Origin of the sequence: Aeromonas sp. NJAU223 (assembly GCF_051125555.1) — a bacterium.
In the GTDB taxonomy this organism is placed as follows: Bacteria; Pseudomonadota; Gammaproteobacteria; order Enterobacterales; family Aeromonadaceae; genus Aeromonas; species Aeromonas veronii_G.
The window spans coordinates 2,415,411-2,440,709 of record NZ_CP144204.1; the positions used below are offsets into that span (position 1 = coordinate 2,415,411).

Sequence of the window (25,299 nt, forward strand, 5' to 3'; positions counted from 1 at the left end):
TTTTAACTCTGTGAGACGCCACATGCTTTGCTCACTTACCCCTGTTTCAAACAGGGGATCAAATGTAACCTCGGCAACACAACAACAACCATAAATTAACCGAGAACACATCATGCATACCTCTGCCGTACCCTCTGCACCCCCGCGCTGGCTCGACGTCAAGGCCGGGATCGTCATCGCTGACGTCCTCTTGCTCTGTGCCATGCTCGCCTGGCTCCCCTTTGATCCCATGGTCAACAAGGGGCTCGCCATCCTCATCTTCATCGCCATCCTCTGGTTGACCGAGGCGGTGAACATCACCATCACCGCCATCTCGATCCCGGTGCTGGCCACCCTGCTCGGGGTGTTTGACATGAGCAAGTCACTCACCGACTTCGCCAACCCCGTGCTCTTCCTCTTCTTTGGCGGCTTCGCCCTGGCGGCGGCCCTCTCCAAACAGGGGCTGGATACCCAGATCGCCGCCAAGGTGATGCAACTGGCCAAGGGGCACCTCGGCTGGGCAGCCATCGTACTGTTCACCATCACGGCCGCCCTCTCCATGTGGATCAGCAACACCGCCACCGCCGCCATGATGCTGCCGCTCGCCCTTGGCATGCTCAAGGGGCTCGACGTCCACAAGGAGCGCCGTACCCTGGTCTTCGTCCTGCTGGGCGTCGCCTACAGCGCCAGCATCGGCGGCATCGGCACCCTGGTGGGCAGCCCCCCCAACGCCATCGCTGCAGCCCAGATGGGCCTTGGCTTCACCGACTGGCTGAAATTCGGCATTCCCGTGGTGCTCATCTTCATGCCGGTGGGCATCGGCCTGCTCTACCTGGTCACCCGTCCCGACCTCTCCCATCAGGTCAGCACCGAGAAAGTCACCATCGAGTGGACCGGTCAGCGCAAGACGACCCTGGCCATCTTCCTGACCACGGTGCTGCTGTGGATTGGCTCCCAGCCCATCGCCTCGGCGCTGGGGGGCATTCCCCAGTTCGATACCCTGATCGCCATGGGGGCCATCCTCGCCATCGCCGTCAGCCGGGTGGCCAACTGGGATGACATCAACCAGAACACCGACTGGGGCGTGCTGCTGCTGTTCGGGGGCGGCCTGACCCTGAGTTCCATCTTGAAGCAGACCGGTGCCAACGCCTTCCTGGCGGAGCACCTCTCCAGCAGCCTGTCCACCATGCCGATCTTCGTGATCCTGCTCTGCCTCGCGGCCTTCGTGGTGTTCCTGACCGAGCTGGTCTCCAACACCGCCACCGCCGCCCTGCTGGTGCCGCTGTTTGCCGGGGTGGCCGAAGCGCTGGGGGTCTCCCCCATCGTCGTCTCCGTGCTCATCGCGGTCGGTGCCTCCTGCGCCTTCATGCTGCCGGTGGCCACGCCGCCCAACGCCATCGTCTTCGCCAGCGGTCATATCCAGCAGCGCGAGATGATGCGGGCCGGCCTGGTGCTGAACCTGGTGTTCACCGTCATCCTGACCCTGCTGGCCTATTGCTTCGGCGATATCCTGCACTGAGAAGGCGTCTCTCCTTCCCCTCGACAAGGCCCCTGACGGGGCCTTTCTTGTATCCACCGATCCCGCTGCCTTCCCACCATGTCGCACATCATGTCATCCACCATGTGCGCCTCTGGCAGTGAACTCACCCTGTAAAATCCATTCTTCATGAAATAAAAAACCCCCGCAATGCGGGGGTTTGGGAGTCAATGCACTTAGCCGACGTTGCAGGCTTTCAGATTCCAGATCCGGTCCACGTAATCCTGGATGGAGCGGTCGGAGTTGAACTTGCCCATGGTGGCCGAGTTGATGATGGCCTTCTTCGCCCAGAGCGCCGGATCCCGATACCAAGTATCGATGAGCTTGTGGGCATCCGAGTAGGAGGCGAAGTCCGCCAGGGTCAGGTAAGGATCCCCCCCTTCCAGCAAGGAGCGCTTGATGGAGGAGAGCTCGCCCGGACGACCCGGCGTGAAGTAGTCGGTGTCGAACCAGTCCAGCACGGCCTTGAGCTCGGAGTTGGCATAGTAGAAGTCATAGGGGTTGTAGCCCCGGCTCTTCAACGCCTTCACCTCGTCCACGTTCAGCCCGAAGATGGCGCAGTTCTCGGCACCCGCTTCCTCGGCGATCTCGATGTTGGCCCCGTCCAGGGTGCCGATGGTGATGGCGCCGTTCAGTGCCATCTTCATGTTGCCGGTCCCCGAGGCTTCGTAGCCGGCGGTGGAGATCTGCTCGGACACGTCCGCTGCCGGGATCATCTTCTCGGCCAGGCTCACCCGGTAGTTCGGCATGAACACCACTTTCAGCTTGCCCTGGATACGGGCGTCGTTGTTGACCCGCTCAGCCAGCTTGTTGATGGCATAGATGATGTCCTTGGCCAGCTTGTAGCCAGGGGCCGCCTTGGAGCCGAAGATGAACACCCGCGGGTGCATGTCGTAGTCCGGGTTTGCCAGCAGACGGCGATAGAGCGCCATGATGTGGATGAGGTTCATCTGTTGGCGCTTGTACTCGTGCAGGCGTTTGATCTGCACGTCGAAGATCGCCTCCGCGCTCACCTCTATGCCGGTCTCGTCCTTGATCACCTTGACCAGCTTCTCCTTGTTGTGGCGCTTGATGGTCATGAACTGCTGCTGGAATGCCTTGTCGTCGGCAAACTGGGTAACGGTGCGCAGCTTGTCCAGTTGCAGCGGCCACTCCTTGCCCACCACCTCGTTGTAGAGGGCGGCGAGTTCCGGGTTGCAGGCCAGCAGCCAGCGGCGCGGGGTCACGCCGTTGGTGACGTTGCACATCTTCTCTGGCCACAGCGCGGCGAACTCGGGGAAGAGATCCTCCTTCACCAGCTTGGAGTGGATTTCGGCCACACCGTTGACCTTGGAAGAGCCGATGACACACAGGTTGCCCATACGTACCTTGCGCACCGTCCCCTCTTCGATGATGGAGAGCTTGGCCTTGATGGCATCGTCGCCCGGCCACTTGGGATCCACCAGCTTGTTCAGGAACTGGGCGTTGATCTCGTAGATGATCTCGAGGTGACGAGGCAGTACCTTCTCGAACAGGCTGACGCTCCACTTCTCCAGCGCTTCCGGCAGCAGGGTGTGGTTGGTGTAGGAGAAGACCCCGTAGCTGATGGCCCAGGCGGCCTCCCAGCTCAGCCCTTCCTCATCCACCAGTACGCGCATCAGCTCGGGAATGGCCACGGTCGGGTGGGTATCGTTGAGCTGGATGGCGATCTGGGCGGCGAAGTTGCTGAAGTCGCTGCCATGGGCGCGCTTGTAACGGCGCATGATGTCCTTGATGGAACAGGCGCAGAAGAAATATTGCTGGATCAGACGCAGCTCTTTGCCGGCATCCGTCTCATCGTTCGGGTAGAGCACCTTGGAGATGGTCTCAGCCTGGGCCTTCTCCGCCTGGGAGTCGACATAGCCACCGGCGTTGAACACGTCCCAGTCGAAGAATTCGGAGGCACGGGACTCCCACAGCCGCAGGATGTTGACGGTGTGACCGCCAAAGCCGACAACCGGGATGTCCCAGGGCACCCCTTTGATCTTGCGACCGGCGTGCCACACCTTCTTCAGGCCGCCGTTGTCGCCAAACACGGTCTCCACGTAGCCATAGAGCGGGATCTCCTGCACCGATTCGGGACGGCAGATCTCCCAGGGGTTGCCGTATTCGCGCCAGGAGTCCGGACGCTCGATCTGGCGGCCATCCTGAAATTCCTGACGGAACAAGCCGTGCTCGTAGTGAATGCCGTAACCCACGGCCGGGTAGTTCAGGGTGGCAAGGGAGTCGATGAAGCAAGCGGCCAGACGGCCAAGGCCGCCGTTGCCAAGGGCCATGTCAGGCTCTTGCTCGCACAGATCGGTCAGTTCCAGACCGAGCTCCCCCAAGGCCTCTTCGCAGGTCTTGTAAAGGGAGAGGTTGTGCAGGTTGTTGGAAGTCAGGCGCCCCATCAGGAATTCAGCAGAGAGATAGTGAATCGCACGAGTATCTTTCTTGAAGTGAGTCTGCTGAGTACGGGTCAGGCGCTCGTATACCTGTTCGTTGACGGCGGCGGCCGTCGCTTTCCACCACGCTTCCGGCGAGGCTTTCTGTTCGCTTGTCCCCAAGGTAGAACGCAGGTGACGCACGATGCTCGCTTTAAGCTGATCTTTATCCAGTTGGAGATCCTGGTCTGTCTTCTTCTTGGTAGCCATACACCATTTTCCTTCGTTACAAATAAAAATGTTATCCCATCTCGGGACCGGCACTGTTGTTATATCTGAATATGTTCCGGCATGAGCATACTAGCCAAAACCGCTGAATGAAACGTTAACGCGAGTCACACTTTAACGTATGGAAATGACAGTTCAAGCCTGAAAACCCTTTCCAAATCAAGATTGGATGAAATATTAATATTCAAATAAATCATGTGGTTATATAAAAACGAAACGAGCGTGTTCATGAATAGGTTTTCAATACTTGAAAGCGTTTGAAAATACATGAAAATAACGACATTCCTGAATGGATGTGAAAGCGATTTCAATCTTCACAGGATCATTTCCACAATAAAAGAAAGGTGCCCCAGTTGGAGCACCTTTTCTCGTCATATTACCCATGAGCCTTGAACTGGTTGCTCATGGGGTCGTAGTGATAGCCGATCTGCTGCAAACGCGCGGCCAGCTGATCTTCCGTCATGTCGTAGTAGGCCAACAGCTCCTCCAGACCATCGCACTCCAGCCGCAGCTTTTCGTTGATGATCCCGAGCAGAATATTGGCGTCCAGTCGTTGCAAGGTGCTGACATCCATCCCGCTCCCTCCTTGTCATACATACTGTATAACCATGACCCCCTGCCCCCGCTTTGTCCATAGCGCAAAAAACACCCAACTTAGGTTGAGTGTAAATTTCATTTAAATTCAATTAGATAACAAAACATCCTGTTAGTGGGCTCACATTTTTGACCGAAAACGACTTGTCACTGGCGCTCGTTACAACTACTGTATACGCATACAGCATGGTTATTCATACAGGAAAACATATGAGCCAGCCCCTGAGCCACCCTATCCCATCCTCCCCTGCCGGTCTGATGGCCCCCTGGCCCACTCGCCACCAGGCCAAGGTAGAGCAGGCCGCACAGCCCGAGACGCCGCTGCTGAGCGAGCTGGGACGGCTCAGTCAGGATAATGGCGGCTGGATCCTGCTCATCGCCCCCCCTGGCCTGCCAGTGGCCGAGCAGTGGCAGGCGCAGGGGATCGATCCCGCCCGGGTGTTGGTGGTGCACGGTGCCAAGATCAAGAACTGGCAGCGCATGCTGGAGCAGAGCCTCGGCAACGGCCACTGCGCCGCCGTGCTGACCTGGCTACCCGAACAGGTCGCCCTGGATCGCGCCAAGTTGAAGAGACTGGGGCAAGGTACCGGCGTGCTGACTCGGTTCTTCGAGTCACAACGCCTCCCCCATCACCCGAACCTTGGTTACGGTGGTCAGGATATCTATCTCAATCACTGAGACTGGCTGATGGGGAAACGAAGGCTAAGGAAGGCGTGGTGATGGATAGTGCATCCAACCTAGGCAGTCATGAACGGTAGCCATTGGCGGTTATCAGGGCTCTGGGTCTGGAGGCTGGGTCTGGAGGCTGGGTCTGGAGGCTGGGTCTGGAGGCTGGGTCTGGAATGGAAATGACGCTCTTTCACCCATGCAAAAGGCGACCCTGAGGTCGCCTTTTATCATTGCCGTGAGCCCAAAACCAAGCCTTGCATGTTCAGGCATCCCATGGCTGGCATGCCCGTCAACACGACTCAGGAGAGTTTGACGTCCAGCTCGGCAATCTTGGCCGACCAGTAGGCCGGGCCGGTTTCATGGATATTGTTGCCTTGGGAGTCGACGGCGACCGTCACCGGCATGTCTTCCACCTCGAACTCGTAGATGGCTTCCATGCCGAGATCGGCGAAGGCCACCACCCGCGCCTTCTTGATGGCTTTGGCCACCAGGTAGGCGGCGCCCCCCACGGCCATCAGATAGACAGCCTGGTGCTCCTTGATGCTCTGCACCGTCTTTGGACCGCGCTCGGACTTGCCTATCATGCCGATGAGACCGGTCTCCCCCAGCATCATGTCGGTGAACTTGTCCATCCGGGTGGAGGTCGTGGGACCCGCCGGGCCGACCACTTCGTCACGGACCGCATCCACCGGACCGACGTAATAGATGAAGCGATTGGTGAAATCGACCCCTTCCGGCAGGCCTTCACCATTTTTGAGCATGTCGGCGATGCGCTTGTGGGCCGCGTCGCGACCGGTCAGGATCTTGCCGGAGAGCAGCACGGTATCCCCGCTCTTCCAACTGGCCAGCTCGGCCTTGGTGATGCCGTCCACGTTGACCCGGCGCACGTTGCCGCCGGACTCGCGGGTGATCTGTGGCCAGTCTTCCAGTTTGGGCGGGGTCAGCTCCGCCGGGCCCGAGCCATCCAGCTCGAAGTGGACGTGGCGGGTGGCTGCGCAGTTGGGGATCATCACCACCGGCTTGGAGGCGGCGTGAGTCGGCGCGGATTTCACCTTCACATCCAGCACTGTGGTGAGGCCACCCAGACCCTGGGCACCGATCCCGAGCTTGTTGACCTTGTCATAGAGATCCACCCGCAGCTTCTCTTCCGTGGTTTGCGGGCCACGGGCGATCAGCTCCTGAATGTCGATGTGCTCCATCAGGGCTTCCTTGGCAAGCACCGCCGCCTTCTCGGCGGTACCGCCGATACCGATGCCGAGCATACCGGGGGGACACCAGCCAGCACCCATGGTCGGCACTGTCTTCAGTACCCATTCGACCACGTCGTCGGACGGGTTGAGCATCACCATCTTGGACTTGTTCTCGGAGCCACCGCCCTTGGCGGCGATGCTCACTTCCACCTTGTCACCCTGCACCATGTCGATGTGCACCACGGCCGGGGCGTTGTCCTTGGTGTTCTTGCGACTGCCGGCCGGATCGGCCAGCACGGAGGCGCGCAGCGGGTTGTCCGGATTGGTGTAGGCACGGCGGGTGCCTTCATCCACCATCTCCTGCACTGTCATGTCGCTGTCCCACTGCACCTTCATGCCAATCTTGACGAAACAGGTGACGATACCGGTGTCCTGGCACAGAGGACGGTGGCCTTCCGCGGACATGCGGGAGTTGATCAGGATCTGGGCCAGGGCATCCTTGGCGGCCGGGTTGATCTCGCGGTCATAGGCAGCCTTGGCGGCCTGGACGAAATCGAGGGGGTGGTAGAAGGAGATGTACTGCAGGGCGTCGGCAATAGAATCAATAAAGTCCTGTTTTTTAATGATGCTCATATCATCCTCACTGGTCCTTGTCTCAAGCAATGCGAGCAAGGGCTTCCATTTGAGCCGAGCCTTAGTGGCGGTGCATACACAGCGCGACAGGCAGGGCGTGTTTTTATGACGTGTTTTTCTGTAAATGCCGACGGTCATGATACGCTTGAGCACCCTTACCGGCTAGGGAGCTGGGTGCAAACTGTTGCCTGTGTAACAAAAAATGAAACCAAGACTGCATATCCACCATTTCGACCCCCAAACATCCCTTCACACCCTGTTTGGTCGCCTGCAGCGGCAACCCTGGACCATCTTGCTGGAATCCGCCGGTCCCCTTGGCGCCGACAATCGCTTCGACATCATCACCGCCGATCCCCTCACCACCCTGGAAACCCGGGGAGCCTGCACGCTCGTGCGCCAGGACGAGGGCACGGTGCGAAGCGATGAAGACCCCCTCGCCCTGCTCGCCAGCACGCAATTGGCCCTGCTGGGGGAACTGCAGCCCATTCAGAGCGATGCCATCGGCGCCGAGCTGCCTTTTATCGGTGGTGCCCTCGGGCTCTTTGGTTACGATCTGGGGCGGCGTTTCGAGCGCTTGCCAACCCAGGCGCAGGCCGACATCCAGGTGCCGGACATGGCAGTCGGGATCTACGACTGGGCACTGCTGCGAGAGGTCGCGACCGATCGCTGGCAACTGGTGCATTGGGGTGACGAGGCGGGGCTTGCCCGCCGATTGCACTGGCTGACGGCGCAGTACGCCTCCCCCATCCAGCCCTTTACCCTGCGAGGTCCCTGGCAGAGCAACATGAGCCGGGCCGAGTATGGCGAGAAGTTTGCCCGTATCCAGGCCTATCTGGCGGCGGGCGACTGCTATCAGATCAATCTCACCCAACGTTTCAGCGCCCCCTATCAGGGGGATGAGTGGTCCGCCTACCTCGCCCTCAGCGCCGCCAACAAGGCGCCATTTTCGGCCTTTATGCGCCTGCCTGAGAGTGCGATCCTGAGCCTCTCGCCCGAGCGTTTCCTGTTGCTCGATGGTCGCCACATCGAAACCAAGCCCATCAAGGGCACCCGTCCCCGCCACCCGGATCCGCTGGTCGATCAGGCCCGCGCCGACGAGCTGGCCCGTGCCGACAAGGACAGATCCGAGAATCTGATGATCGTGGATCTCTTGCGCAACGACATCGGTCGGGTGAGCCGGCCGGGTTCGGTCAGCGTGCCCCATCTGTTTGCGGTGGAGTCTTTCCCCGCCGTCCATCACCTGGTCTCCACCATTCACGGGGAGCTCGATGCCTGTTGGCAAGGGGTGGATCTGCTGCGGGCCTGCTTCCCCGGCGGCTCCATCACCGGCGCGCCCAAGATCCGCGCCATGGTGATCATCGAGGAGCTGGAGCCCCAGCGGCGCAACGCCTACTGCGGCAGTATCGGCTACCTGAGCCAGCATGGGCGCATGGACACCAGCATCTGCATCCGTACTCTGATCGCCGAAGCGGGGCAGATCCACTGCTGGGCGGGCGGTGGCATCATCGCCGACTCCGAGGTCGACAGCGAATATCAGGAGACCTACGACAAGGTGGCCCGCATTCTGCCGCTGCTGGATGCACACTAAGCCAGCCATTGGACAAATCAACGTCAAGGAGAGAAAGCACGAGATGAGCGACATCCATCGGAAGCGGGCAGTGTGCTCCGTCACTCTTCGCCCCTCACTGCGGGGTCACGGGTTATGGCTTTGAATCGCACCGAGCTGCTGACCCGTTTCCTGCTGCAGCGCCCTGCCCCGGCCCATCGCCTGATGCTGGCAGGGCTCAAGCCGGCCGCCGTGCTGCTTCCCCTGGTGGAGCGTCCCACCGGACTTCACCTGCTGTTGACCCGGCGCAGCACCCAACTGCGCCACCATCCTGGCCAGATAAGCTTCCCCGGCGGCCGCCAGGATCCGGAGGATGAAAACCTTATCCAGACGGCCCTGCGGGAGACTCACGAAGAGCTGGGGATCCCCGCCTCCCAGATCCGGGTCATCGGCAGCCTCACCCCCCTCAATACCATCTCCCTCTACGATGTCTTGCCGGTGCTCGCCCAGGTGGACGCCGACTATCGGCTCACCCTGAGCCCGGATGAAGTGGAGCAGGCCTTCGAGGTCCCCCTGAGCCACTTGCTCAACCCGGCGCACCACATCGCCCTGACCCTGCCCCGGGGTGGCAGGAGCCACACCATTTATTGGATCCCCTGGCAAGATTCTTTCATCTGGGGGGCCACGGCCAGCATGATCCGCCAGCTAGCCCAGCATCTGTCGAGATAACATTCCATTAACGAGCGACGCTGAGAAATTATCCATTTAACACTCAACTAACATTGAGGATGATAAAGAAATTTTGATTTTTTATTCTTTTGATCACATTTCCATAAGAAAGTAGGGGTTCCGGCTCAACAAAGGTGAATTTGATCAACATTTTTGATTAAAAAGAAAGTATTCTTGCGCCGACTCAACAAAACACACATTCGGGGTGAGACACATGTCTAATACTGTCACCGGCGCGCAAGACGCCGCGACCACACAAACGCAAGGAACGCAGCCGCTGCAAGCGCGCAGTTGGAACAAGCAGGACACCACCTGGGTGATCAGTCTGTTTGGGACCGCCGTCGGCGCGGGCATCCTGTTCCTGCCGATCAACGCTGGCATGGGCGGCTTCTGGCCACTGGTGGTCATGGCACTGCTGGTCGGTCCCATGACTTACCTGGCTCACCGCGGGCTGGCCCGCTTCGTGCTGTCTTCCAAGAATCCCGGCGCCGACATCACCCAGGTGGTAGAAGAGCACTTCGGGATCGGCGCAGGCAAATTGATCACCCTGCTCTACTTCTTCGCCATCTACCCCATCGTGCTGATCTACGGCGTGGGCATCACCAACACGGTCGAGAGCTTCATGGTGAACCAGTTGCAGATGACTGCACCGCCGCGCTGGATCCTCTCCATCGTGCTCATCATGGGCATGATGTCGGTCATGCTGGCCGGTGAAAAGCTGATGCTCAAGGTCACCGAGTTCCTGGTGTACCCGCTCATCGCCATCCTGGCGGGCATCTCCCTCTACCTCATCCCGGACTGGACCGGTGCGGCCCTCTCCCAGGTGCCGTCCGCCAAGGATTTCGCCACCACCTTGTGGCTGACCATTCCGGTGCTGGTGTTCTCCTTCAACCACAGCCCGGCCATCTCCAGCTTCGCCCTGGCCCAGCGCCGCGACTATGGTGACAACGCCGTTGCCAAGTCCGACGCCATCTTGAAGCGCACCGCCATGATCCTGCTGGGTTTCGTGATGTTCTTCGTCTTCTCCTGCGTGATGAGCCTGACACCGGCCCAACTGGCAGAAGCCAAGTCCCAGAACATCGCCGTGCTCTCCTACCTGGCCAACCAGCATGCGAGCCCGATCATCTCCTACTTCGGTCCTCTGGTTGCCTTCGTGGCCATCGTCTCCTCCTTCTTCGGTCACTACCTGGGTGCCCGTGAAGGCCTGAAGGGCATGATCGTCCAGAACATGCGCAAGTCCGGCAAGACCCCGAACACCAAGAAGGTCGAGCTGTTCATCATCGCCTTCTTCATCCTGACCCTGTGGGCAGTGGCCGTGATCAACCCCTCCATCCTCGGCATGATCGAATCCCTGGGTGGCCCCATCATCGCGACCATCCTGTTCCTGATGCCGATGTACGCCATCAAGCGCGTACCGGCCATGGCGAAATATCAGGGCCAGATCAGCAACGTCTTCGTGGCGACCATGGGCCTGATTGCCATCTCCGCCATCCTGTACCAGCTGTTCTGATAACCGCGGTCTATTGACCCATCCATGCCCGCCAACCCTGGCGGGCATTTTTTATGGGCGCTTTTTGTGGACGCTGTGTGGAGGGAAAGACTGGCAATCGAGGGCTGGGGCATGGCCCAAGGCCCCGCCCCCTTTCTTCGCTCATTGCCGCCACTGAGCGGGTTCGGTGCACCTTGGGCGCTACCTTCGTTCACTGGTTCACTGGTTCACTGGTTCACTGGTGCACGATGCAAGTCCCTTTCCACAGCGTCAGCGCGGCTGCCTGCCGATGACAGACCGTTACGCCACGCACTCGCCTCTCCTCCCTAGGGGTGGGTTCACCTCCTGATGCCGACAAGCGGCGTCTTGCAACGCAAACGCCCTCTGCCTCCTTCTTCTTTGGCGATCCTTCCCATCCCGTCCTGCGTCCTGCTCATCGGAGATAACAACCAGCCCATGCGCAGCCGCATGTGCCCGGTGCGAAGCGGCTGCGAAGCCTGGCAAGACAAGGTTTGGGATGATGATTGAGGGATTGAGTGAGTTTGCAGCAATGGCGAGGGTGAAGGGCCATTTCCCCGATGCCAGCTCAGACCGGCACGGCGCTATGACCCAGCCCCCTTGGGACTGGACGTTCGAGAGAACATTAGGATCTTGATCACAGGCATAAAAAACGCCCTCACAGGAGGGCGTTTTCGCAGGCTTGATGCCTTGTTATCAGGCTTTCGTTATCAAGCCTTTGGTTATCAGGCTTCGCGCGACAGGGGCGCGGCGTCCAGCAGGGTCTCATCTTCGGCCATGCAGGCAGCAGCGGTGAACAGCACGTCGGTGGAGCTGTTGAGGGCCGTCTCGGCGGAGTCTTGCAGCACGCCGATGATGAAGCCCACGGCCACGACTTGCATGGCGATGTCGTTGCTGATGCCAAACAGGCTGCACGCCAGCGGGATCAACAGCAGGGAGCCGCCAGCCACACCGGAGGCACCACAGGCACTGATGGTGGCGACCACGGAGAGCAGAATGGCGGTGGCCAGATCCACTTCCATCCCCAAGGTATGTACCGCTGCCATGGAGAGCACGGTAATGGTGATGGCAGCACCGGCCATGTTGATGGTGGCGCCCAGCGGGATGGAGACCGCATAGGTGTCTTCCGGCAGACGCAGCTTCTCGCACAGGGCCATGTTGACCGGGATGTTGGCGGCGGAGCTGCGGGTGAAGAAGGCGGTCACGCCACTCTCTTTCAAGCAGGTCAGCACCAGCGGATAGGGATTGCGCTTGATCTTCCAGAACACGATGAGCGGGTTGACCACGAAGGCGATGAACAGCATGCAACCGATCAGCACCACCAGCAGCTGGGCGTAACCGAGCAGGGCACCGAAGCCGGTCTCGGCCAAAGTGGAAGCGACCAGACCCAGGATGCCGAGGGGGGCGCAGCGGATCACCGCCTTGACGATGGTGGAGACCCCGTGAGACAAGTCGGTGATCAGCGCCTTGGTACTCTCATTGGCATGGCGCATGGCGATGCCAAGGCCGATGGCCCAGGCCAGAATGCCGATGTAGTTGGCATCCATCAGCGCCTTCACCGGGTTGGTCACCACGTTGAACAGCAGGGTCTGCAGCACCTCGGTGATGCCGCCAGGGGGCGTGATCTCGGCACTGTTCGCCACCAGATGCAGGTTGGAGGGGAACAGGAAGCTCGCCAGCACCGCGACCACGGCGGCGGCGAAGGTGCCAAACAGATAGAGTGCCAGCAGCGGGCGAATGCTGGTCTTCTGGCCCTGTTTGTGACCGATGATCGCCGCCATGACCAGTACGAATACCAGCAGCGGCGCGACCGCCTTCAGTGCACCGACGAACAGGCTGCCAAGCAGGCCCGCTGCCTTTGCCCATTCCGGCATGAACATGGCGAGGAAGATACCGAGTACCAGACCGACCAGGATCTGGCTAACCAGACTGGTGCTGTTGACCAGTCTTATGAGGGGGTGTTGTTGTGTCATCAAATAGTCCCTGTGCACGCTTGGGTGCTTGAATCATGAGTCCTGTTTGCAATCTCCCGCACGCCGTCACCCCGGTCTCTCACCGGCGTGGTCTGTCCTGGCAAGTCTTCTTCTGGACCTGTCCAGTACGCGCGGGACTGCGGCAACGAATATCCCATCTGTCATCGGTTTTTTCCACATAATCACTGAAAAATATCAGGGTTACCTCACAAAAAATCTACAACAAAGCGATAACACAATATCAACGTCGGTCAAAATAGCGCCACTCCAGTCCCTTGGTCGGCCCGCCGACCCTCAAGGGTGGTATGATGCCGCTCTTTGTTCGTGCTGGAGCCTTGCCATGATCCCCTCCCTGTTGACCCGTCACTTCGGTTTTGATCGGTTAAGACCCGGTCAGGAGGCGGTGATCAGCCGCCTGTTGGCGGGCAAGAGCGCGGCCGCCATCTTCCCGACCGGCGCGGGCAAATCCCTCTGCTATCAATTGCCCGCCCTCGCCCTGCCCCACCTGACCCTGGTGATCTCGCCGCTGATCGCCCTGATGCACGATCAACTCGCCTTTTTGAAGAGCAAGGGCATAGCCGCTGCCAGCCTGGATTCGAGCCTGACGGCGGAAGAGAGTCGACGAGTGATGCAGCAGACCAGCGATGGCCAGTTGAAGATCCTGATGATCTCGGTGGAGCGCCTCAAGAACGAACGCTTTCGCCGCTTTATCGCCGGGGTGCCGATCTCGATGCTGGTGGTAGATGAGGCGCACTGCATCTCGGAGTGGGGCCACAACTTTCGCCCGGACTATCTGAAGCTGCCGAGTCATCGCCGCGAGCTCGCCATCCCCCAGGTGTTGCTGCTCACCGCTACCGCCACTCCGGCGGTCATGGCGGACATGCAGGCCAAGTTCGGCATAGATAAGGAAGACCTGGTGGTGACCGGCTTTTATCGTTCCAACCTGGATCTGGCCGTCGTTCCCCTGCCTCCCGAGGCGCGCGATGAGTGGCTGATTGCCGAGATCCTGAAGGAGCCCGCGGCGCCCACCATCGTCTATGTCACCCTGCAGCACAGTGCGCAGCAGTGTGCCGAGCGCTTGCAGCGGGCAGGCATCAGGGCCTGCGCCTATCATGCCGGGCTCGATAGCGATGTGCGTAGCCGGATCCAGCATGACTTCATGGCGGGCAAACAGGATTGCATCGTCGCCACCATCGCCTTCGGCATGGGCATCGACAAGGCCGATATCCGCCGGGTCATTCATTACGATCTGCCCAAATCCATCGAGAACTACAGCCAGGAGATAGGCCGCGCCGGCCGTGATGGTCTGCCCTCCCGCTGCGTCGTGCTGGCCAATCGCGCCCAGTTGCCGGTGCTGGAGAACTTCGTCTATGGGGATACCCCGGACAGATCAGCCATACTGGCGCTGCTCAGGACTGTGCAACAAAGTGGCAGTGAGTGGGAGTTTGGTCTGCTGCGGCTCTCCAACGATACCAATATTCGCCAACTGCCCCTCAAGACCCTGCTGGTCTATCTGGAAATGGAGGGGGTCATTGCGCCGGCCTACAGCTATTTCGCCGAATATCGCTTCAAGTTCGTGCTGGACAAGGGGGAGATCCTGGCTCGTTTCAATCCCGAACGCCGCCAGTTTCTGGAGCAGCTTTTTGCCTGTGCCCCCCAGGCTCGCAGTTGGTGCACCATGGACTTCGAGGCGCTCTGGCAGGGGTATCAGGGCGAGCGGCACCGCGCGGCGGCGGCGCTGGATTATCTGCAGCAACAGGGCTGGATCGAGCTCGAGAGCAAACAGATGACGGAAGTGTATCGGGTATTGCGCCAGGATCTTGCCATCGAGCCCTTGGCCGCACGGCTGCACGACCTGTTCACGCAAAAAGAGCAGAGTGAATTGGCCAGGTTGCAGGCGCTGTTGGCCTTCTTTACCTCAACCCGATGCCTGAGCCACGAGTTGGCCAGCTATTTTGCCGACCAGCAGGCACCCACCCATTGCGGGCACTGCTCCGTCTGTCGGGGGGAGATTGCCAACCTGCCAGTGCTGCCAAGCCAGCCCCTGCCTAATGAGCATGGTCTGCGTGCCTGGTGCGATCCCTTTGTCGCCCTAGGCAAGAGCCAGGATCCCCGCGTGCTGACCCGCTTCCTGTGCGGCATCGCCACCCCGCTCTCCACCCGCGTCAAGGCAAAGAACTTGGCGGGTTTTGGCCAATTGGCAACCCATCCCTTCGCCGATGTGCTGACGGCGGTATCACGAGCCTACCCCGCTATTTTCTAAGGATGTTACCGGGCGCCAAAAAATAAGACCCTCGCGGATGCGAGGGTCAAGCCAACGGAAACGTGCTTAAACAGAGCTTAGTATCTGCACAATCACCCGCTCTCTTGCTAAAGCGATGACTGCTCGACACAGGGCCAATCTAGTGCAGCCAGAATGTAGCGTCAATGTAAAAATTAGAGCTTAAGCACCAAACAAACGACATTACGTTGACGTAAACGCAATACCATTTCACTGCCAATTCCCTCGTCTCCCTTGCGCCATCTGGCCTGCGGTTTCTCCACATCACAGGGTCTCGTTTTCTGTCCCTGCCATATAAATATTTATTTTTTATGTCTTTGACATTTACCTCACTGTCATGGCAGAAATAATTTAACAGTCAGTAACATACAAAGAACACTGGCTGCTCCTTCCCACATCAGGATCGGGAAGCTTCCTTGTAAACTTAAACCAATGATGTTGATGGATTACTGGGGGCTGTTGACTAGGCTTAAGAGGTAAACAGAACAAAAGTAGTGATCCACTCTTTTCAGGGTAAGCGACTAAATCGAGGGCTAATTTATGGGCATCTTCGAGCACTATCAACAGCGGTATGAGAAAGCCAGAGAGGAGGAGTACAGCATCCAGGAGTTCCTGGATATGTGCAAACAGGACAAATCCTGCTACGCCTCCGCCGCCGAGCGGCTGCTGGTTGCCATTGGCGAGCCGGAAATGATCGACACCTCGGTCAATCCGCGCCTCAGCCGCCTGTTTTCCAATCGCGTCGTCGCACGCTATCCCGCCTTCAAAGACTTCTACGGCATGGAAGAGGCCATCGAACAGATAGTCTCCTACCTCAAACACTCGGCCCAGGGGCTCGAGGAGAAGAAGCAAATTCTTTATCTGCTCGGCCCTGTCGGCGGCGGCAAGTCGTCCCTCGCCGAGAAGCTGAAATCTCTGATGCAGAAAGTGCCCATCTATCGCATCAAGGGCTCACCGGTCAACGATCACCCCTTCTGCCTGTTCGACATCGAGGAAGATGGCGAGATCCTGGAAAAAGAGTACGGCATCCCGCGCCGTTATCTGCGTCCCATCATGTCGCCCTGGGCGGCCAAACGGCTGCACGAGTTTGGCGGAGACATCACCAAGTTCAAGGTGGAGAAGGTCAACCCCTCCATCCTCGATCAGATTGCCATCGCCAAGACCGAGCCCGGCGATGACAACAACCAGGACATCTCCTCTCTGGTGGGCAAGGTCGATATCCGCATGCTGGAACATTACGCCCAGGATGATGCCGATGCCTACTCCTACTCGGGGGCGCTCTGCAAGGCAAACCAGGGGATGATGGAGTTCGTGGAGATGTTCAAGGCCCCCATCAAGGTGTTGCACCCCCTGCTGACCGCCACCCAGGAGGGCAACTACAACGGCACCGAAGGCCTCTCTGCCCTGCCCTTCGACGGCATATTGCTGGCTCACTCCAACGAGTCTGAATGGCAGCAATTCCGCAACAACAAGAACAACGAAGCCTTCCTCGACCGGGTCTACATCGTCAAGGTGCCTTATTGCCTGCGCGTCTCGGAAGAGGTGAAGATCTATGAGAAACTCTTGTTCAACAGCGAGCTGACCGATGCCAAGTGCGCCCCGGGCACTCTGGAGCTGCTGGGTCAATTCTCCGTGCTGTCCCGATTGAAAGAGCCGGAAAACTCCAGCCTCTACTCCAAGATGCGGGTCTATGACGGCGAGAGCCTCAAAGACACGGATCCCAAGGCCAAGAGCTATCAGGAATATCGCGACTACGCTGGCGTGGACGAGGGCATGAATGGTCTGTCAACCCGCTTCGCGTTCAAGATCCTCTCCCGGGTGTTCAACTTCGATCATGCGGAAGTGGCCGCCAACCCGGTGCACCTCTTCTATGTACTGGAGCAACAGATAGAGCGCGAGCAATTCCCGCAGGAGCTGCATGATCGCTATCTGGAGTTCATCAAGGGTTATCTGACCCCGCGCTATGTCGAGTTCATCGGTAAGGAGATCCAGACCGCCTACCTCGAGTCCTACTCGGAGTACGGGCAGAACATCTTCGATCGCTACGTCACCTATGCCGACTTCTGGATCCAGGATCAGGAGTACCGTGACCCGGAGACAGGCCAGCTGTTTGACAGGGCCTCCCTAAACAGCGAGTTGGAAAAGATCGAGAAACCGGCGGGGATCAGCAATCCGAAGGATTTTCGCAACGAAATCGTCAACTTCGTGCTGCGGGCCCGGGCCAACAACGCGGGTCGCAATCCCAACTGGACCAGCTACGAGAAGCTGCGCACCGTGATCGAGAAAAAGATGTTCTCCAACACTGAGGAGCTGCTGCCGGTTATCTCCTTCAACAGCAAGACGTCGGCCGAAGAACAGAAGAAGCACGACAACTTTGTAGAGCGGATGATGGAGAAGGGCTACACCCGCAAGCAGGTGCGGCTGCTCTCCGAATGGTATCTCAGGGTACGCAAGTCATCCTGACCCTGCCGTGGTTCAAGGGGGAGTTATGGCGCATTTTATCGACCGCAGGCTCAACGGCAAAAACAAAAGCGCTGTCAATCGGCAGCGCTTCATCCGCCGCTACAAGAAGCAGATCAAACAAGCGGTCTCGGATGCTGTCTCCAAGCGCAGCATTCAGGACGTGGACAAGGGCGAGAGCATCAGTATCCCGACCAAGGACATCGGTGAACCCCACTTCCATCAAGGTCAGGGCGGCAAACGGGAGATGGTCCATCCTGGCAACGATCAATTCATTTCTGGCGACAAGATTGACCGCCCCAAGGGAGGAGGTGGTGGTCAGGGGAGTGGTGAAGGCCAGGCTTCGGATCAAGGGGAAGGCGCGGATGATTTCGTGTTCCAGATCTCCAAGGATGAGTATCTGGACCTGCTGTTTGAAGATCTGGAGCTGCCCCGCTTGCAGAAAACCCAGCTCAACCAGCTGATGGAGATGAAAACCTATCGGGCTGGCTACACCTCCAACGGGGTGCCGGCGAATATCAACGTAGTCCGCTCACTGCAGAACTCCTTGGCCAGGCGCATGGCCTTGCAGGCGGGCAAGAAACGACAGCTGCGCGAACTGGAAGAGCGGCTTGCCCTGCTCGCCGGTGAACCCAACGATCACTTCGCCGAGATGGCGCAGCTCGAGAAGGAGATCCGGGAACTCAAGCGTCGTATCGAGGCCGTCCCCTTCATCGATACCTTCGATCTCAAGTTCAACAACTTCGTCAAGCGGCCCGTCCCCTCCAGCCAGGCGGTGATGTTCTGCCTGATGGACGTGTCGGGCTCCATGGATCAGGCCACCAAGGAGATGGCCAAACGCTTCTATATCCTGCTCTACCTGTTCCTGAGCCGCACTTACAAGAATGTGGAGGTGGTCTACATTCGCCACCATACCCAGGCCAAGGAGGTAGACGAACACGAGTTCTTCTACTCCCAGGAGACTGGCGGCACCATCGTCTCCAGCGCCCTCAAGATGATGAACGACATCATCAACGAGCGTTACCCCGCCAACCAGTGGAACATCTACGCAGCGCAGGCCTCCGATGGGGACAACTGGGCGGATGATTCCCCCCAGTGCCGGGAGATCCTGCTGCGCGACATCATGCCGCGGGTGCGTTACTACTCCTACATCGAGATTACCACCCGCGCCCACCAGACCCTATGGCACGAATACGAGTCGGTGGCCGAGCAATTCCCCCACTTCGCGATGGAACACATTCGCAAGGTAGAGGACATCTATCCGGTATTCCGGGAGCTGTTCAAGAAGCAGGCGGCTTGAGGGAGCACATATGGTAGAAACTGCGAGAAAAATAGCCCCCCTGGACGATGGTCCTGACTGGAACTTCGATCTGCTGGAGACCTATCACCAGGAGATAGCCCGGGTGGCCAAGTCCTATCGGCTGGATACCTACCCCAACCAGATCGAGGTGATCACCGCCGAACAGATGATGGATGCCTATTCCAGCGTGGGCATGCCCATCGGTTATCAGCACTGGTCCTTTGGCAAACGCTTCATCCATACCGAACGCAACTACAAACGCGGTCAGATGGGGCTGGCCTACGAGATCGTCATCAACTCGGATCCCTGCATCGCCTACCTGATGGAGGAGAACACCATGCCGATGCAGGCCCTGGTAATGGCCCACGCCTGCTATGGCCACAACTCTTTTTTCAAGAACAACTATTTGTTCAAAGCTTGGAGCGACGCCTCTTCCATCATCGACTACCTGTTGTTTGCCAAGAACTACATCACAGAGTGCGAGGAGAAACACGGCATCGATGCGGTCGAGCGGCTGCTCGACTCCTGCCACGCCCTGATGAACTTCGGGGTGGATCGCTACAAGCGGCCCCAGAAGATTTCACTCGCCGAAGAGAAGCGGCGCCAGAAGGCGCGGGAAGATTACCTGCAGACTCAGGTCAACGAGCTGTGGCGCACCCTGCCCAAGCAGCACAAGGCCTCCGGGGTCGAGGACAGGCGCTACCCCCCCGAGCCACAGGAGAACATTCTCTACTTCATCGAGAAGAATGCACCACTGCTGGAGCCATGGCAGCGTGAAATAGTGCGAATAGTGCGCAAAATTAGTCAATACTTCTACCCGCAGAAACAAACCCAGGTGATGAACGAGGGATGGGCCACCTTCTGGCACTACACCATCCTCAATCACCTCTACGACGAGGGGAAGATCAGCGATCGCTTCATGATGGAGGTGCTGCACAGCCACACCAACGTGGTCTATCAACCCCCCTACAACAGCCGTTACTACTCAGGCATCAACCCCTACGCCCTGGGGTTTGCCATGTTTACCGATCTGCGTCGGATCTGCGAACACCCGACCGAGGAGGACAGATACTGGTTCCCGGACTATGCAGGTACCAACTGGGTCGATACCTTGCATTTCGCCATGCAGAACTTCAAGGACGAGAGTTTCATCAGCCAGTTTCTGAGTCCCAAGGTAATGCGGGACATGAAGCTGTTTGCCATCGATGACGATGACCTCAAGAACTACCTCAAGGTCTCGGCCATTCATAACGAAGAGGGCTACCGATTGGTTCGCAACACACTGTCGGCGCAATACAACCTGAGCAACCTGGAACCCAACATTCAGGTCTACAACGTGGCGGTGAAGGGAGACAGATCCCTGACCCTGCGCTATGTGCCCCACAACCGGATACCCCTTGGGGAATCCCGTCATGAGGTACTCAAGCATTTGCATCAACTGTGGGGTTTCGATGTGGTGCTGGAGCAGGATAACGGGGAGCTGCCCGCGGACATCATAGGGCGCTGCCCGGATCGCAAGACAGTCGCCTGACTGCGGGATACAGCCATAAAAAAACGCGCCGAAAGGCGCGCTTTTTTATGTTGCGAGCATCAGTTGTCGCACAGGTTGCTCGGCATATCCTGGCGCAGGCGAGTCCACAACTTGCCGGACTCGATCCCGTACTGACGCACCGTCATGAATACGGCGTCATGGTTCTTGGTTTCGGCCAAGCCCAGCAGCACCTTGTAATAGGCATCTGCCGTCTCGCGGGCCTGCTTGTCGGAGAAGTAGTAACGTCCGACCCGGCTGTACAAACCTTTGAAACCGTTGAGGATCAAGGCGTAAATGGGGTTGCCGGAGGCAAAGGATAGCTGATGATGAAGCCGGTAGTCGAACTCGGCATAGGCCTCAGCCGTGTTCTCGACTTCAGCGGCGCCTCGCAGGATCTCGGCAGCCTGCTCCGGGTTGTTGCGGATGGCGCCACGAATGAAGATGGTGCAGATGTTGGTTCGGGCCGACAGCAACTGGGCAACCAGGTCCGGTACCTTGTCCTGATCGAGGCGAGCCAGGGTCTCCAGGATATTGAGGCCCGAGGTTTCCCAGAAATTGTTGACCTTGGTCGGTTTGCCATGCTGGATGGTGAGCCAACCATCACGGGCAAGACGCTGCAGCACTTCGCGCAAGGTGGTGCGAGTCACGCCAATCAACTCGGACAGTTCACGCTCCGCCGGCAGAATGGATCCAGGAGGAAAGCGATTGTTCCAGATGGACTCGATGATGTATTCCTCGGCAAACCCAGCGGGGCTTTGCGCTTTGATGACCATGTAGTGACTCTGTTGTAGTACGTAAAAAGGCTCACGAATAATAGCAAAGCCGACCATGCAGGCAAGCAGAAGGTCAGTCCTCTGCTCACATAAACCGGAAGTTTTTGTTAAAAATATGTATCTTGCTATTCAATTGAAATCCCTCTGATGATGGATCGAGACAACACTCCGGGATGAAAGCCCTCCTTGATGCAACCACGCCGACACCGGCCTTCCTGATGGGCTCGGAGATACAGCGAGCAATACGGCAGCTCTCATTGGCTCAAAAAACGAGACAGTGTTGAGAATAACTGGCGGATTATCGGTCGAGTCAGACGCGCTACAGTATCCACCGGCTTTACATCCCAGGAGGTCATCACCATGCGATACCCACTGCACTCCCCCGCACTGCTCGTCACGAAATTCACCAGGACCGTCAATGACAGCGCGACCAGGCACCAAGATACCCTAAGCATGCTTTCTCTCCGACGCCCTGTCCCCGACAGGCCGTCTGCCGGTCGTGCGCCAGCCCGCGCACGAGATCTGATTTAAGTGGCGTCCCTCCCCTGTCGATGAGGGATAAGTAGATAAAAGACACATAAAGATGCCAATTCCCTCACGTGATGACGGTAATTGGATGCAATGTGCAGCCATATGGCATCTTTGGGTGTATGAACAGCGCCAATCAACACCCCATGAGGGTGATTAATGCTCATCGCGTCTGGGCAAGCACTGCGACGTTATTTATAGTTAGCGCTCATTTGATTAAAATCATGTGCAATCAATTTGATAAAGGTGACTATCCAAATGTTCGGGCCATCTTGGCTCGACTGCACAGACGCAGATATCAACAACAGAACAGAGAACAACCATTATGCCAATCAGCCTAGGGCACGCTTTTGCAAGGAATTTTTTGGGCAATACCCCTAAATGGTACAAAATTGCCATCGTCTTGTTTTTGCTGATCAATCCGATCGTTTTCCACATTGATCCCTTCCTGGCTGGCTGGCTGCTGGTCGTCGAATTCATCTTCACTCTGGCCATGGCCCTCAAGTGCTATCCACTGCAACCCGGCGGCCTGCTGGCCATCGAGGCTGTGTTGATCGGCATGACCTCCGCCGACCAGATCAAGCATGAGCTGGTCGCCAATATCGAAGTGCTGCTGCTGCTGGTGTTCATGGTGGCAGGCATCTACTTCATGAAGCAGCTGCTGCTCTATGTCTTCACCAAGATGCTGGTGCGCATCCATTCCAAGACCCTGCTCTCCCTCGCCTTTTGCCTGGTCTCGGCCTTCCTGTCAGCCTTCCTCGATGCGTTGACCGTGATCGCCGTGGTGATCAGCGTCGCCACCGGCTTCTACGCCATCTATCACAAGGTGGCCTCGAAGGAAGAGGCAAGCAATCTGCACGATGACGATGAAGGCATCGATGAACTGACCCGCCAACATCTGAACGAGTTTCGTGCCTTCCTGCGCAGCCTGATGATGCATGCCGCCATCGGTACCGCCCTCGGGGGTGTCTGTACGCTGGTGGGGGAACCCCAGAACCTCATCATCGGCGAGCAGGCCGGTTGGCACTTCGGTGAATTTGCCATCCGCATGTCGCCGGTCACCATCCCCGTCTTCATTTGCGGCCTACTCACCTGCATTCTGGTGGAGAAATTCCGCTGGTTTGGCTATGGCACCAAGCTGCCCGAGCCGGTGCGCCGCATCATGGAAGAGTACGAGCAGGAAGAAGATGCGCAGCGTACCCCGCAAGAGAAGGCCAAGCTCATCGTCCAGGCGCTGATCGCCGTCTGGCTCATCACCGGGTTGGCATTGCACCTGGCGGCCGTGGGTCTCATCGGCCTGACAGTCATCGTGCTGGCCACCTCCTTCACCGGTATCACCGAAGAGCATGCCCTCGGCAAAGCTTTCCATGAGGCTCTGCCCTTCACCGCCCTGCTCACCGTCTTCTTCAGCGTGGTGGCGGTGATCATCGATCAGCAACTGTTCAAACCGGTGATCCAGTGGGTACTGGCCGCCAATCCCGAGGATCAGCTCGCCCTCTTCTATATCGCCAACGGCCTGCTCTCCATGGTGAGCGACAACGTCTTCGTCGGCACCGTTTACATCAACGAGGTGAAGACGGCCCTGCTCAATGGCGCCATCAGCCGTGAGCATTTCGATCTGCTGGCGGTGGCCATCAACACCGGCACCAACCTGCCTTCGGTCGCGACCCCCAATGGTCAGGCCGCCTTCCTGTTCATGCTGACCTCGGCGCTGGCGCCCCTGTTGCGCCTCTCCTATGGCCGCATGGTGTGGATGGCGCTGCCCTATACCCTGGTATTGGGATTGGTGGGTTTCTTCGCGGTGGAACAGCTGCTCGCCCCGGCCACCGAGTGGTTTTATCAGGCTGGCTGGTTGATGCAGGGAGGGGCGGCCCCCGCCCTGGTGCCTGCGGCACATTGATGATGAAAGGGCCCCTGGGGGCCCTTTTCTTTTGGATCCGGCTCTGCTCTAATTCAGCCACTGTTTTCTCTGTGAGATCAATCAGATGATCGAATTCCTTCGCCGTATTGCCAGCCATCGGCTGGTATGGGGGCTGCTGGCGGCCTCAGCCCTGTTCCTCGAGCTGTGCGCCCTCTTCTTCCAGCATGTGCTGGGTCTGCACCCCTGCGTCATGTGCATCTACGAGCGGATCGCCATCTTTGGCGTGCTCGCGGCCGGTCTGCTCGGCATGGTCTCCCCGCAGAAATGGTATCTGCGTTGGAGCGCCCTGCTGCTGTGGGGTTACAGCGCCTTCTGGGGTCTGAAACTGGCACTCAAACATGTGGACTATCAGCTGAATCCCTCCCCCTTCAACGTGTGCGAAGGCTTTGTCGACTTCCCGAGCTGGGCGCCACTGGATCAATGGATCCCCTGGCTCTTCTTCCCGGACGGGGACTGCAGCGAGATCACCTGGCAATTCCTGAGCTTCTCCATGCCCCAGTGGCTGATCGCCATCTTCGCCGCCTATCTGCTGGTGTTCGTGGTGGTCGCCGTCGGCAACCTGGTCAAGGGACGTTGCTGCAACTGATCCGGTGATCGACCCTCCATATAAAAGGGAGCCACCGGCTCCCTTTTTCACATCTATTGTCATCGTTCATCGCCTTCACCACCCTTCTTTCCAGCCGGTGCTCGTGGGAGTGACCGTCAGCAACCTGGTCAAGGGTCGTTGCTGCAACGGATCCGGTGATCGACCCCCATAAAAAGAGGGAGCCAGTGGCTCCCTCTTTTTATGGGATTGTACCTATCAGGAGGCGGGCTTGCCCGCACTGCGCCTGGCTTTCACCATACCGATGATCATGGGCAGCAAGGAGACTCCGATGATGCCGAAGATGAGCAGGGTGAAGTTGTGGCGCACCACAGGCAGGTTGCCGAAGAAGTGGCCGGCATAGACGAAGGAGAGCACCCACAACAGCCCCCCCACCAGATTGAAGGCCAGGAAGCGCGGATAGGTCATGGCTCCCATGCCCGCCACGAAGGGGGCGAAGGTGCGCACTATGGGCAAGAAGCGGGTGATGATGATGGTCTTGCCACCATGCTTGGCATAGAAGGCGTGGGTCTTCACCAGGTAGTCGCGGCGAAAGATCTTCGAATCCGGATTGCGAAACAGCTGCTCCCCGAAGAAGTGCCCTATGGTGTAATTCACCACGTTGCCAAGCACGGCGGCGGCGATCAGCACGGCGGCCAGGGTGTGTACATCCAGCGCACTGCCCACGGTGAGCGCCCCGGCGGCAAACAGCAGGGAATCCCCGGGCAGGAAGGGGGTCACCACCAGGCCGGTTTCACAGAAGATGATGAGGAACAGGATGGCGTATACCCAGACGCCATAGTTTTCAAACAGCTCTTTCAGATGCACGTCGACGTGCAGAATAAAGTCAATCGCAAACAGGATCAGATCCATTTTTTCTTACCCATGAAGTGAAC

Annotated in this window: 17 protein-coding genes; 11 read left to right on the forward strand and 6 right to left on the reverse strand. The window is 58.4% G+C overall.

The annotated features are described in order from the left end of the window. Nucleotides 1-112 precede the first annotated feature (112 nt). Nucleotides 113-1,498, forward strand: a complete 1,386-nt coding sequence (locus tag VZC39_RS11100) for an SLC13 family permease (protein ID WP_349917887.1) — start codon at nucleotides 113-115, stop codon at nucleotides 1,496-1,498. Between the two features lie 194 nt (nucleotides 1,499-1,692). Here VZC39_RS11100 and VZC39_RS11105 read toward each other — a convergent pair whose 3' ends face one another. Both VZC39_RS11105 and VZC39_RS11110 read right to left on the reverse strand, forming a co-directional pair. After that, a complete protein-coding gene (locus tag VZC39_RS11105; protein WP_434662494.1) occupies nucleotides 1,693-4,167 on the reverse strand; it encodes a glycogen/starch/alpha-glucan phosphorylase in 2,475 nt (824 codons plus the stop codon). Between the two features lie 394 nt (nucleotides 4,168-4,561). Then, the gene (locus VZC39_RS11110; protein WP_349917892.1) at nucleotides 4,562-4,759 is read right to left on the reverse strand and encodes a DUF4250 domain-containing protein; all 198 of its coding nucleotides are present in this window, start codon (nucleotides 4,757-4,759) and stop codon (nucleotides 4,562-4,564) included. A gap of 230 nt (nucleotides 4,760-4,989) precedes the next feature. Between VZC39_RS11110 and VZC39_RS11115 the strand changes: the two genes are divergently transcribed. Continuing rightward, on the forward strand, nucleotides 4,990-5,457 hold the full coding sequence (locus VZC39_RS11115) for a cell division inhibitor (RefSeq protein ID WP_349917894.1): 468 nt from the start codon (nucleotides 4,990-4,992) through the stop codon (nucleotides 5,455-5,457). 290 nt (nucleotides 5,458-5,747) lie between these two features. Here VZC39_RS11115 and VZC39_RS11120 read toward each other — a convergent pair whose 3' ends face one another. Beyond that, a complete protein-coding gene (locus tag VZC39_RS11120) occupies nucleotides 5,748-7,271 on the reverse strand; it encodes a fumarate hydratase (RefSeq protein ID WP_349917896.1) in 1,524 nt (507 codons plus the stop codon). A 202-nt stretch (nucleotides 7,272-7,473) separates the two neighbouring features. On the opposite strand from VZC39_RS11120, the gene pabB reads away from it, so the two are divergent. The 3 genes from pabB (at nucleotide 7,474) to VZC39_RS11135 (ending at nucleotide 11,056) form a co-directional block, all read left to right on the forward strand. Beyond that, nucleotides 7,474-8,859: an aminodeoxychorismate synthase component I gene (gene pabB / locus VZC39_RS11125; RefSeq protein ID WP_434662499.1), complete on the forward strand. Its 1,386-nt coding sequence runs from the start codon at nucleotides 7,474-7,476 to the stop codon at nucleotides 8,857-8,859. Between the two features lie 120 nt (nucleotides 8,860-8,979). Continuing rightward, a complete protein-coding gene (locus VZC39_RS11130) occupies nucleotides 8,980-9,546 on the forward strand; it encodes a CoA pyrophosphatase (RefSeq protein ID WP_349922470.1) in 567 nt (188 codons plus the stop codon). Nucleotides 9,547-9,760: 214 nt separating this feature from the next. Further along, nucleotides 9,761-11,056: an HAAAP family serine/threonine permease gene (locus tag VZC39_RS11135; RefSeq protein ID WP_434662502.1), complete on the forward strand. Its 1,296-nt coding sequence runs from the start codon at nucleotides 9,761-9,763 to the stop codon at nucleotides 11,054-11,056. A gap of 722 nt (nucleotides 11,057-11,778) precedes the next feature. Here VZC39_RS11135 and sstT read toward each other — a convergent pair. After that, nucleotides 11,779-13,026: a serine/threonine transporter SstT gene (gene sstT / locus VZC39_RS11140; RefSeq protein WP_349917904.1), complete on the reverse strand. Its 1,248-nt coding sequence runs from the start codon at nucleotides 13,024-13,026 to the stop codon at nucleotides 11,779-11,781. Between the two features lie 340 nt (nucleotides 13,027-13,366). Between sstT and VZC39_RS11145 the strand changes: the two genes are divergently transcribed. The 4 genes from VZC39_RS11145 to VZC39_RS11160 all read left to right on the forward strand — a co-directional run bounded on the left by VZC39_RS11145 (nucleotide 13,367) and on the right by VZC39_RS11160 (nucleotide 20,598). Further along, on the forward strand, nucleotides 13,367-15,289 hold the full coding sequence (locus VZC39_RS11145; RefSeq protein WP_434662505.1) for a RecQ family ATP-dependent DNA helicase: 1,923 nt from the start codon (nucleotides 13,367-13,369) through the stop codon (nucleotides 15,287-15,289). A 558-nt stretch (nucleotides 15,290-15,847) separates the two neighbouring features. Continuing rightward, complete coding sequence (locus VZC39_RS11150) at nucleotides 15,848-17,770, forward strand: PrkA family serine protein kinase (RefSeq protein WP_100860939.1); 1,923 nt, start codon at nucleotides 15,848-15,850, stop codon at nucleotides 17,768-17,770. Nucleotides 17,771-17,795: 25 nt separating this feature from the next. Then, nucleotides 17,796-19,067, forward strand: coding sequence for a YeaH/YhbH family protein (locus VZC39_RS11155; RefSeq protein ID WP_434662510.1), 1,272 nt, complete (start codon nucleotides 17,796-17,798; stop codon nucleotides 19,065-19,067). A 10-nt stretch (nucleotides 19,068-19,077) separates the two neighbouring features. After that, on the forward strand, nucleotides 19,078-20,598 hold the full coding sequence (locus VZC39_RS11160) for a SpoVR family protein (protein WP_434662513.1): 1,521 nt from the start codon (nucleotides 19,078-19,080) through the stop codon (nucleotides 20,596-20,598). Between the two features lie 59 nt (nucleotides 20,599-20,657). On the opposite strand, the gene fadR is transcribed toward VZC39_RS11160, so the two are convergent. Then, nucleotides 20,658-21,371: a fatty acid metabolism transcriptional regulator FadR gene (gene fadR / locus VZC39_RS11165; protein WP_349917916.1), complete on the reverse strand. Its 714-nt coding sequence runs from the start codon at nucleotides 21,369-21,371 to the stop codon at nucleotides 20,658-20,660. A gap of 853 nt (nucleotides 21,372-22,224) precedes the next feature. Between fadR and nhaB the strand changes: the two genes are divergently transcribed. Together nhaB and dsbB are read left to right on the forward strand one after the other, a co-directional pair. After that, nucleotides 22,225-23,799, forward strand: a complete 1,575-nt coding sequence (gene nhaB / locus VZC39_RS11170) for a Na(+)/H(+) antiporter NhaB (RefSeq protein ID WP_434662516.1) — start codon at nucleotides 22,225-22,227, stop codon at nucleotides 23,797-23,799. A gap of 85 nt (nucleotides 23,800-23,884) precedes the next feature. After that, nucleotides 23,885-24,406 (forward strand): disulfide bond formation protein DsbB, encoded by a 522-nt coding sequence (gene dsbB, locus VZC39_RS11175; protein ID WP_434662519.1) that lies wholly within the window; start codon nucleotides 23,885-23,887, stop codon nucleotides 24,404-24,406. Between the two features lie 216 nt (nucleotides 24,407-24,622). Here dsbB and VZC39_RS11180 read toward each other — a convergent pair whose 3' ends face one another. Then, nucleotides 24,623-25,276 (reverse strand): DedA family protein, encoded by a 654-nt coding sequence (locus VZC39_RS11180; RefSeq protein WP_349917923.1) that lies wholly within the window; start codon nucleotides 25,274-25,276, stop codon nucleotides 24,623-24,625. Between the last annotated feature and the right edge of the window lie 23 nt (nucleotides 25,277-25,299).

Coding starts and splice junctions, on each gene's coding strand:
- VZC39_RS11145 (WP_434662505.1), top strand. CDS start 13,367: ATGATCCCCTCCCTGTTGACCCGTCACTTCGGTTTTGATCGGTTAAGA.
- VZC39_RS11120 (WP_349917896.1), bottom strand. CDS start 7,271: ATGAGCATCATTAAAAAACAGGACTTTATTGATTCTATTGCCGACGCC.
- pabB (WP_434662499.1), top strand. CDS start 7,474: ATGAAACCAAGACTGCATATCCACCATTTCGACCCCCAAACATCCCTT.
- dsbB (WP_434662519.1), top strand. CDS start 23,885: ATGATCGAATTCCTTCGCCGTATTGCCAGCCATCGGCTGGTATGGGGG.
- VZC39_RS11150 (WP_100860939.1), top strand. CDS start 15,848: ATGGGCATCTTCGAGCACTATCAACAGCGGTATGAGAAAGCCAGAGAG.
- VZC39_RS11105 (WP_434662494.1), bottom strand. CDS start 4,167: ATGGCTACCAAGAAGAAGACAGACCAGGATCTCCAACTGGATAAAGAT.
- VZC39_RS11110 (WP_349917892.1), bottom strand. CDS start 4,759: ATGGATGTCAGCACCTTGCAACGACTGGACGCCAATATTCTGCTCGGG.
- VZC39_RS11100 (WP_349917887.1), top strand. CDS start 113: ATGCATACCTCTGCCGTACCCTCTGCACCCCCGCGCTGGCTCGACGTC.
- VZC39_RS11115 (WP_349917894.1), top strand. CDS start 4,990: ATGAGCCAGCCCCTGAGCCACCCTATCCCATCCTCCCCTGCCGGTCTG.
- VZC39_RS11135 (WP_434662502.1), top strand. CDS start 9,761: ATGTCTAATACTGTCACCGGCGCGCAAGACGCCGCGACCACACAAACG.
- VZC39_RS11155 (WP_434662510.1), top strand. CDS start 17,796: ATGGCGCATTTTATCGACCGCAGGCTCAACGGCAAAAACAAAAGCGCT.
- nhaB (WP_434662516.1), top strand. CDS start 22,225: ATGCCAATCAGCCTAGGGCACGCTTTTGCAAGGAATTTTTTGGGCAAT.
- VZC39_RS11160 (WP_434662513.1), top strand. CDS start 19,078: ATGGTAGAAACTGCGAGAAAAATAGCCCCCCTGGACGATGGTCCTGAC.
- sstT (WP_349917904.1), bottom strand. CDS start 13,026: ATGACACAACAACACCCCCTCATAAGACTGGTCAACAGCACCAGTCTG.
- VZC39_RS11180 (WP_349917923.1), bottom strand. CDS start 25,276: ATGGATCTGATCCTGTTTGCGATTGACTTTATTCTGCACGTCGACGTG.
- fadR (WP_349917916.1), bottom strand. CDS start 21,371: ATGGTCATCAAAGCGCAAAGCCCCGCTGGGTTTGCCGAGGAATACATC.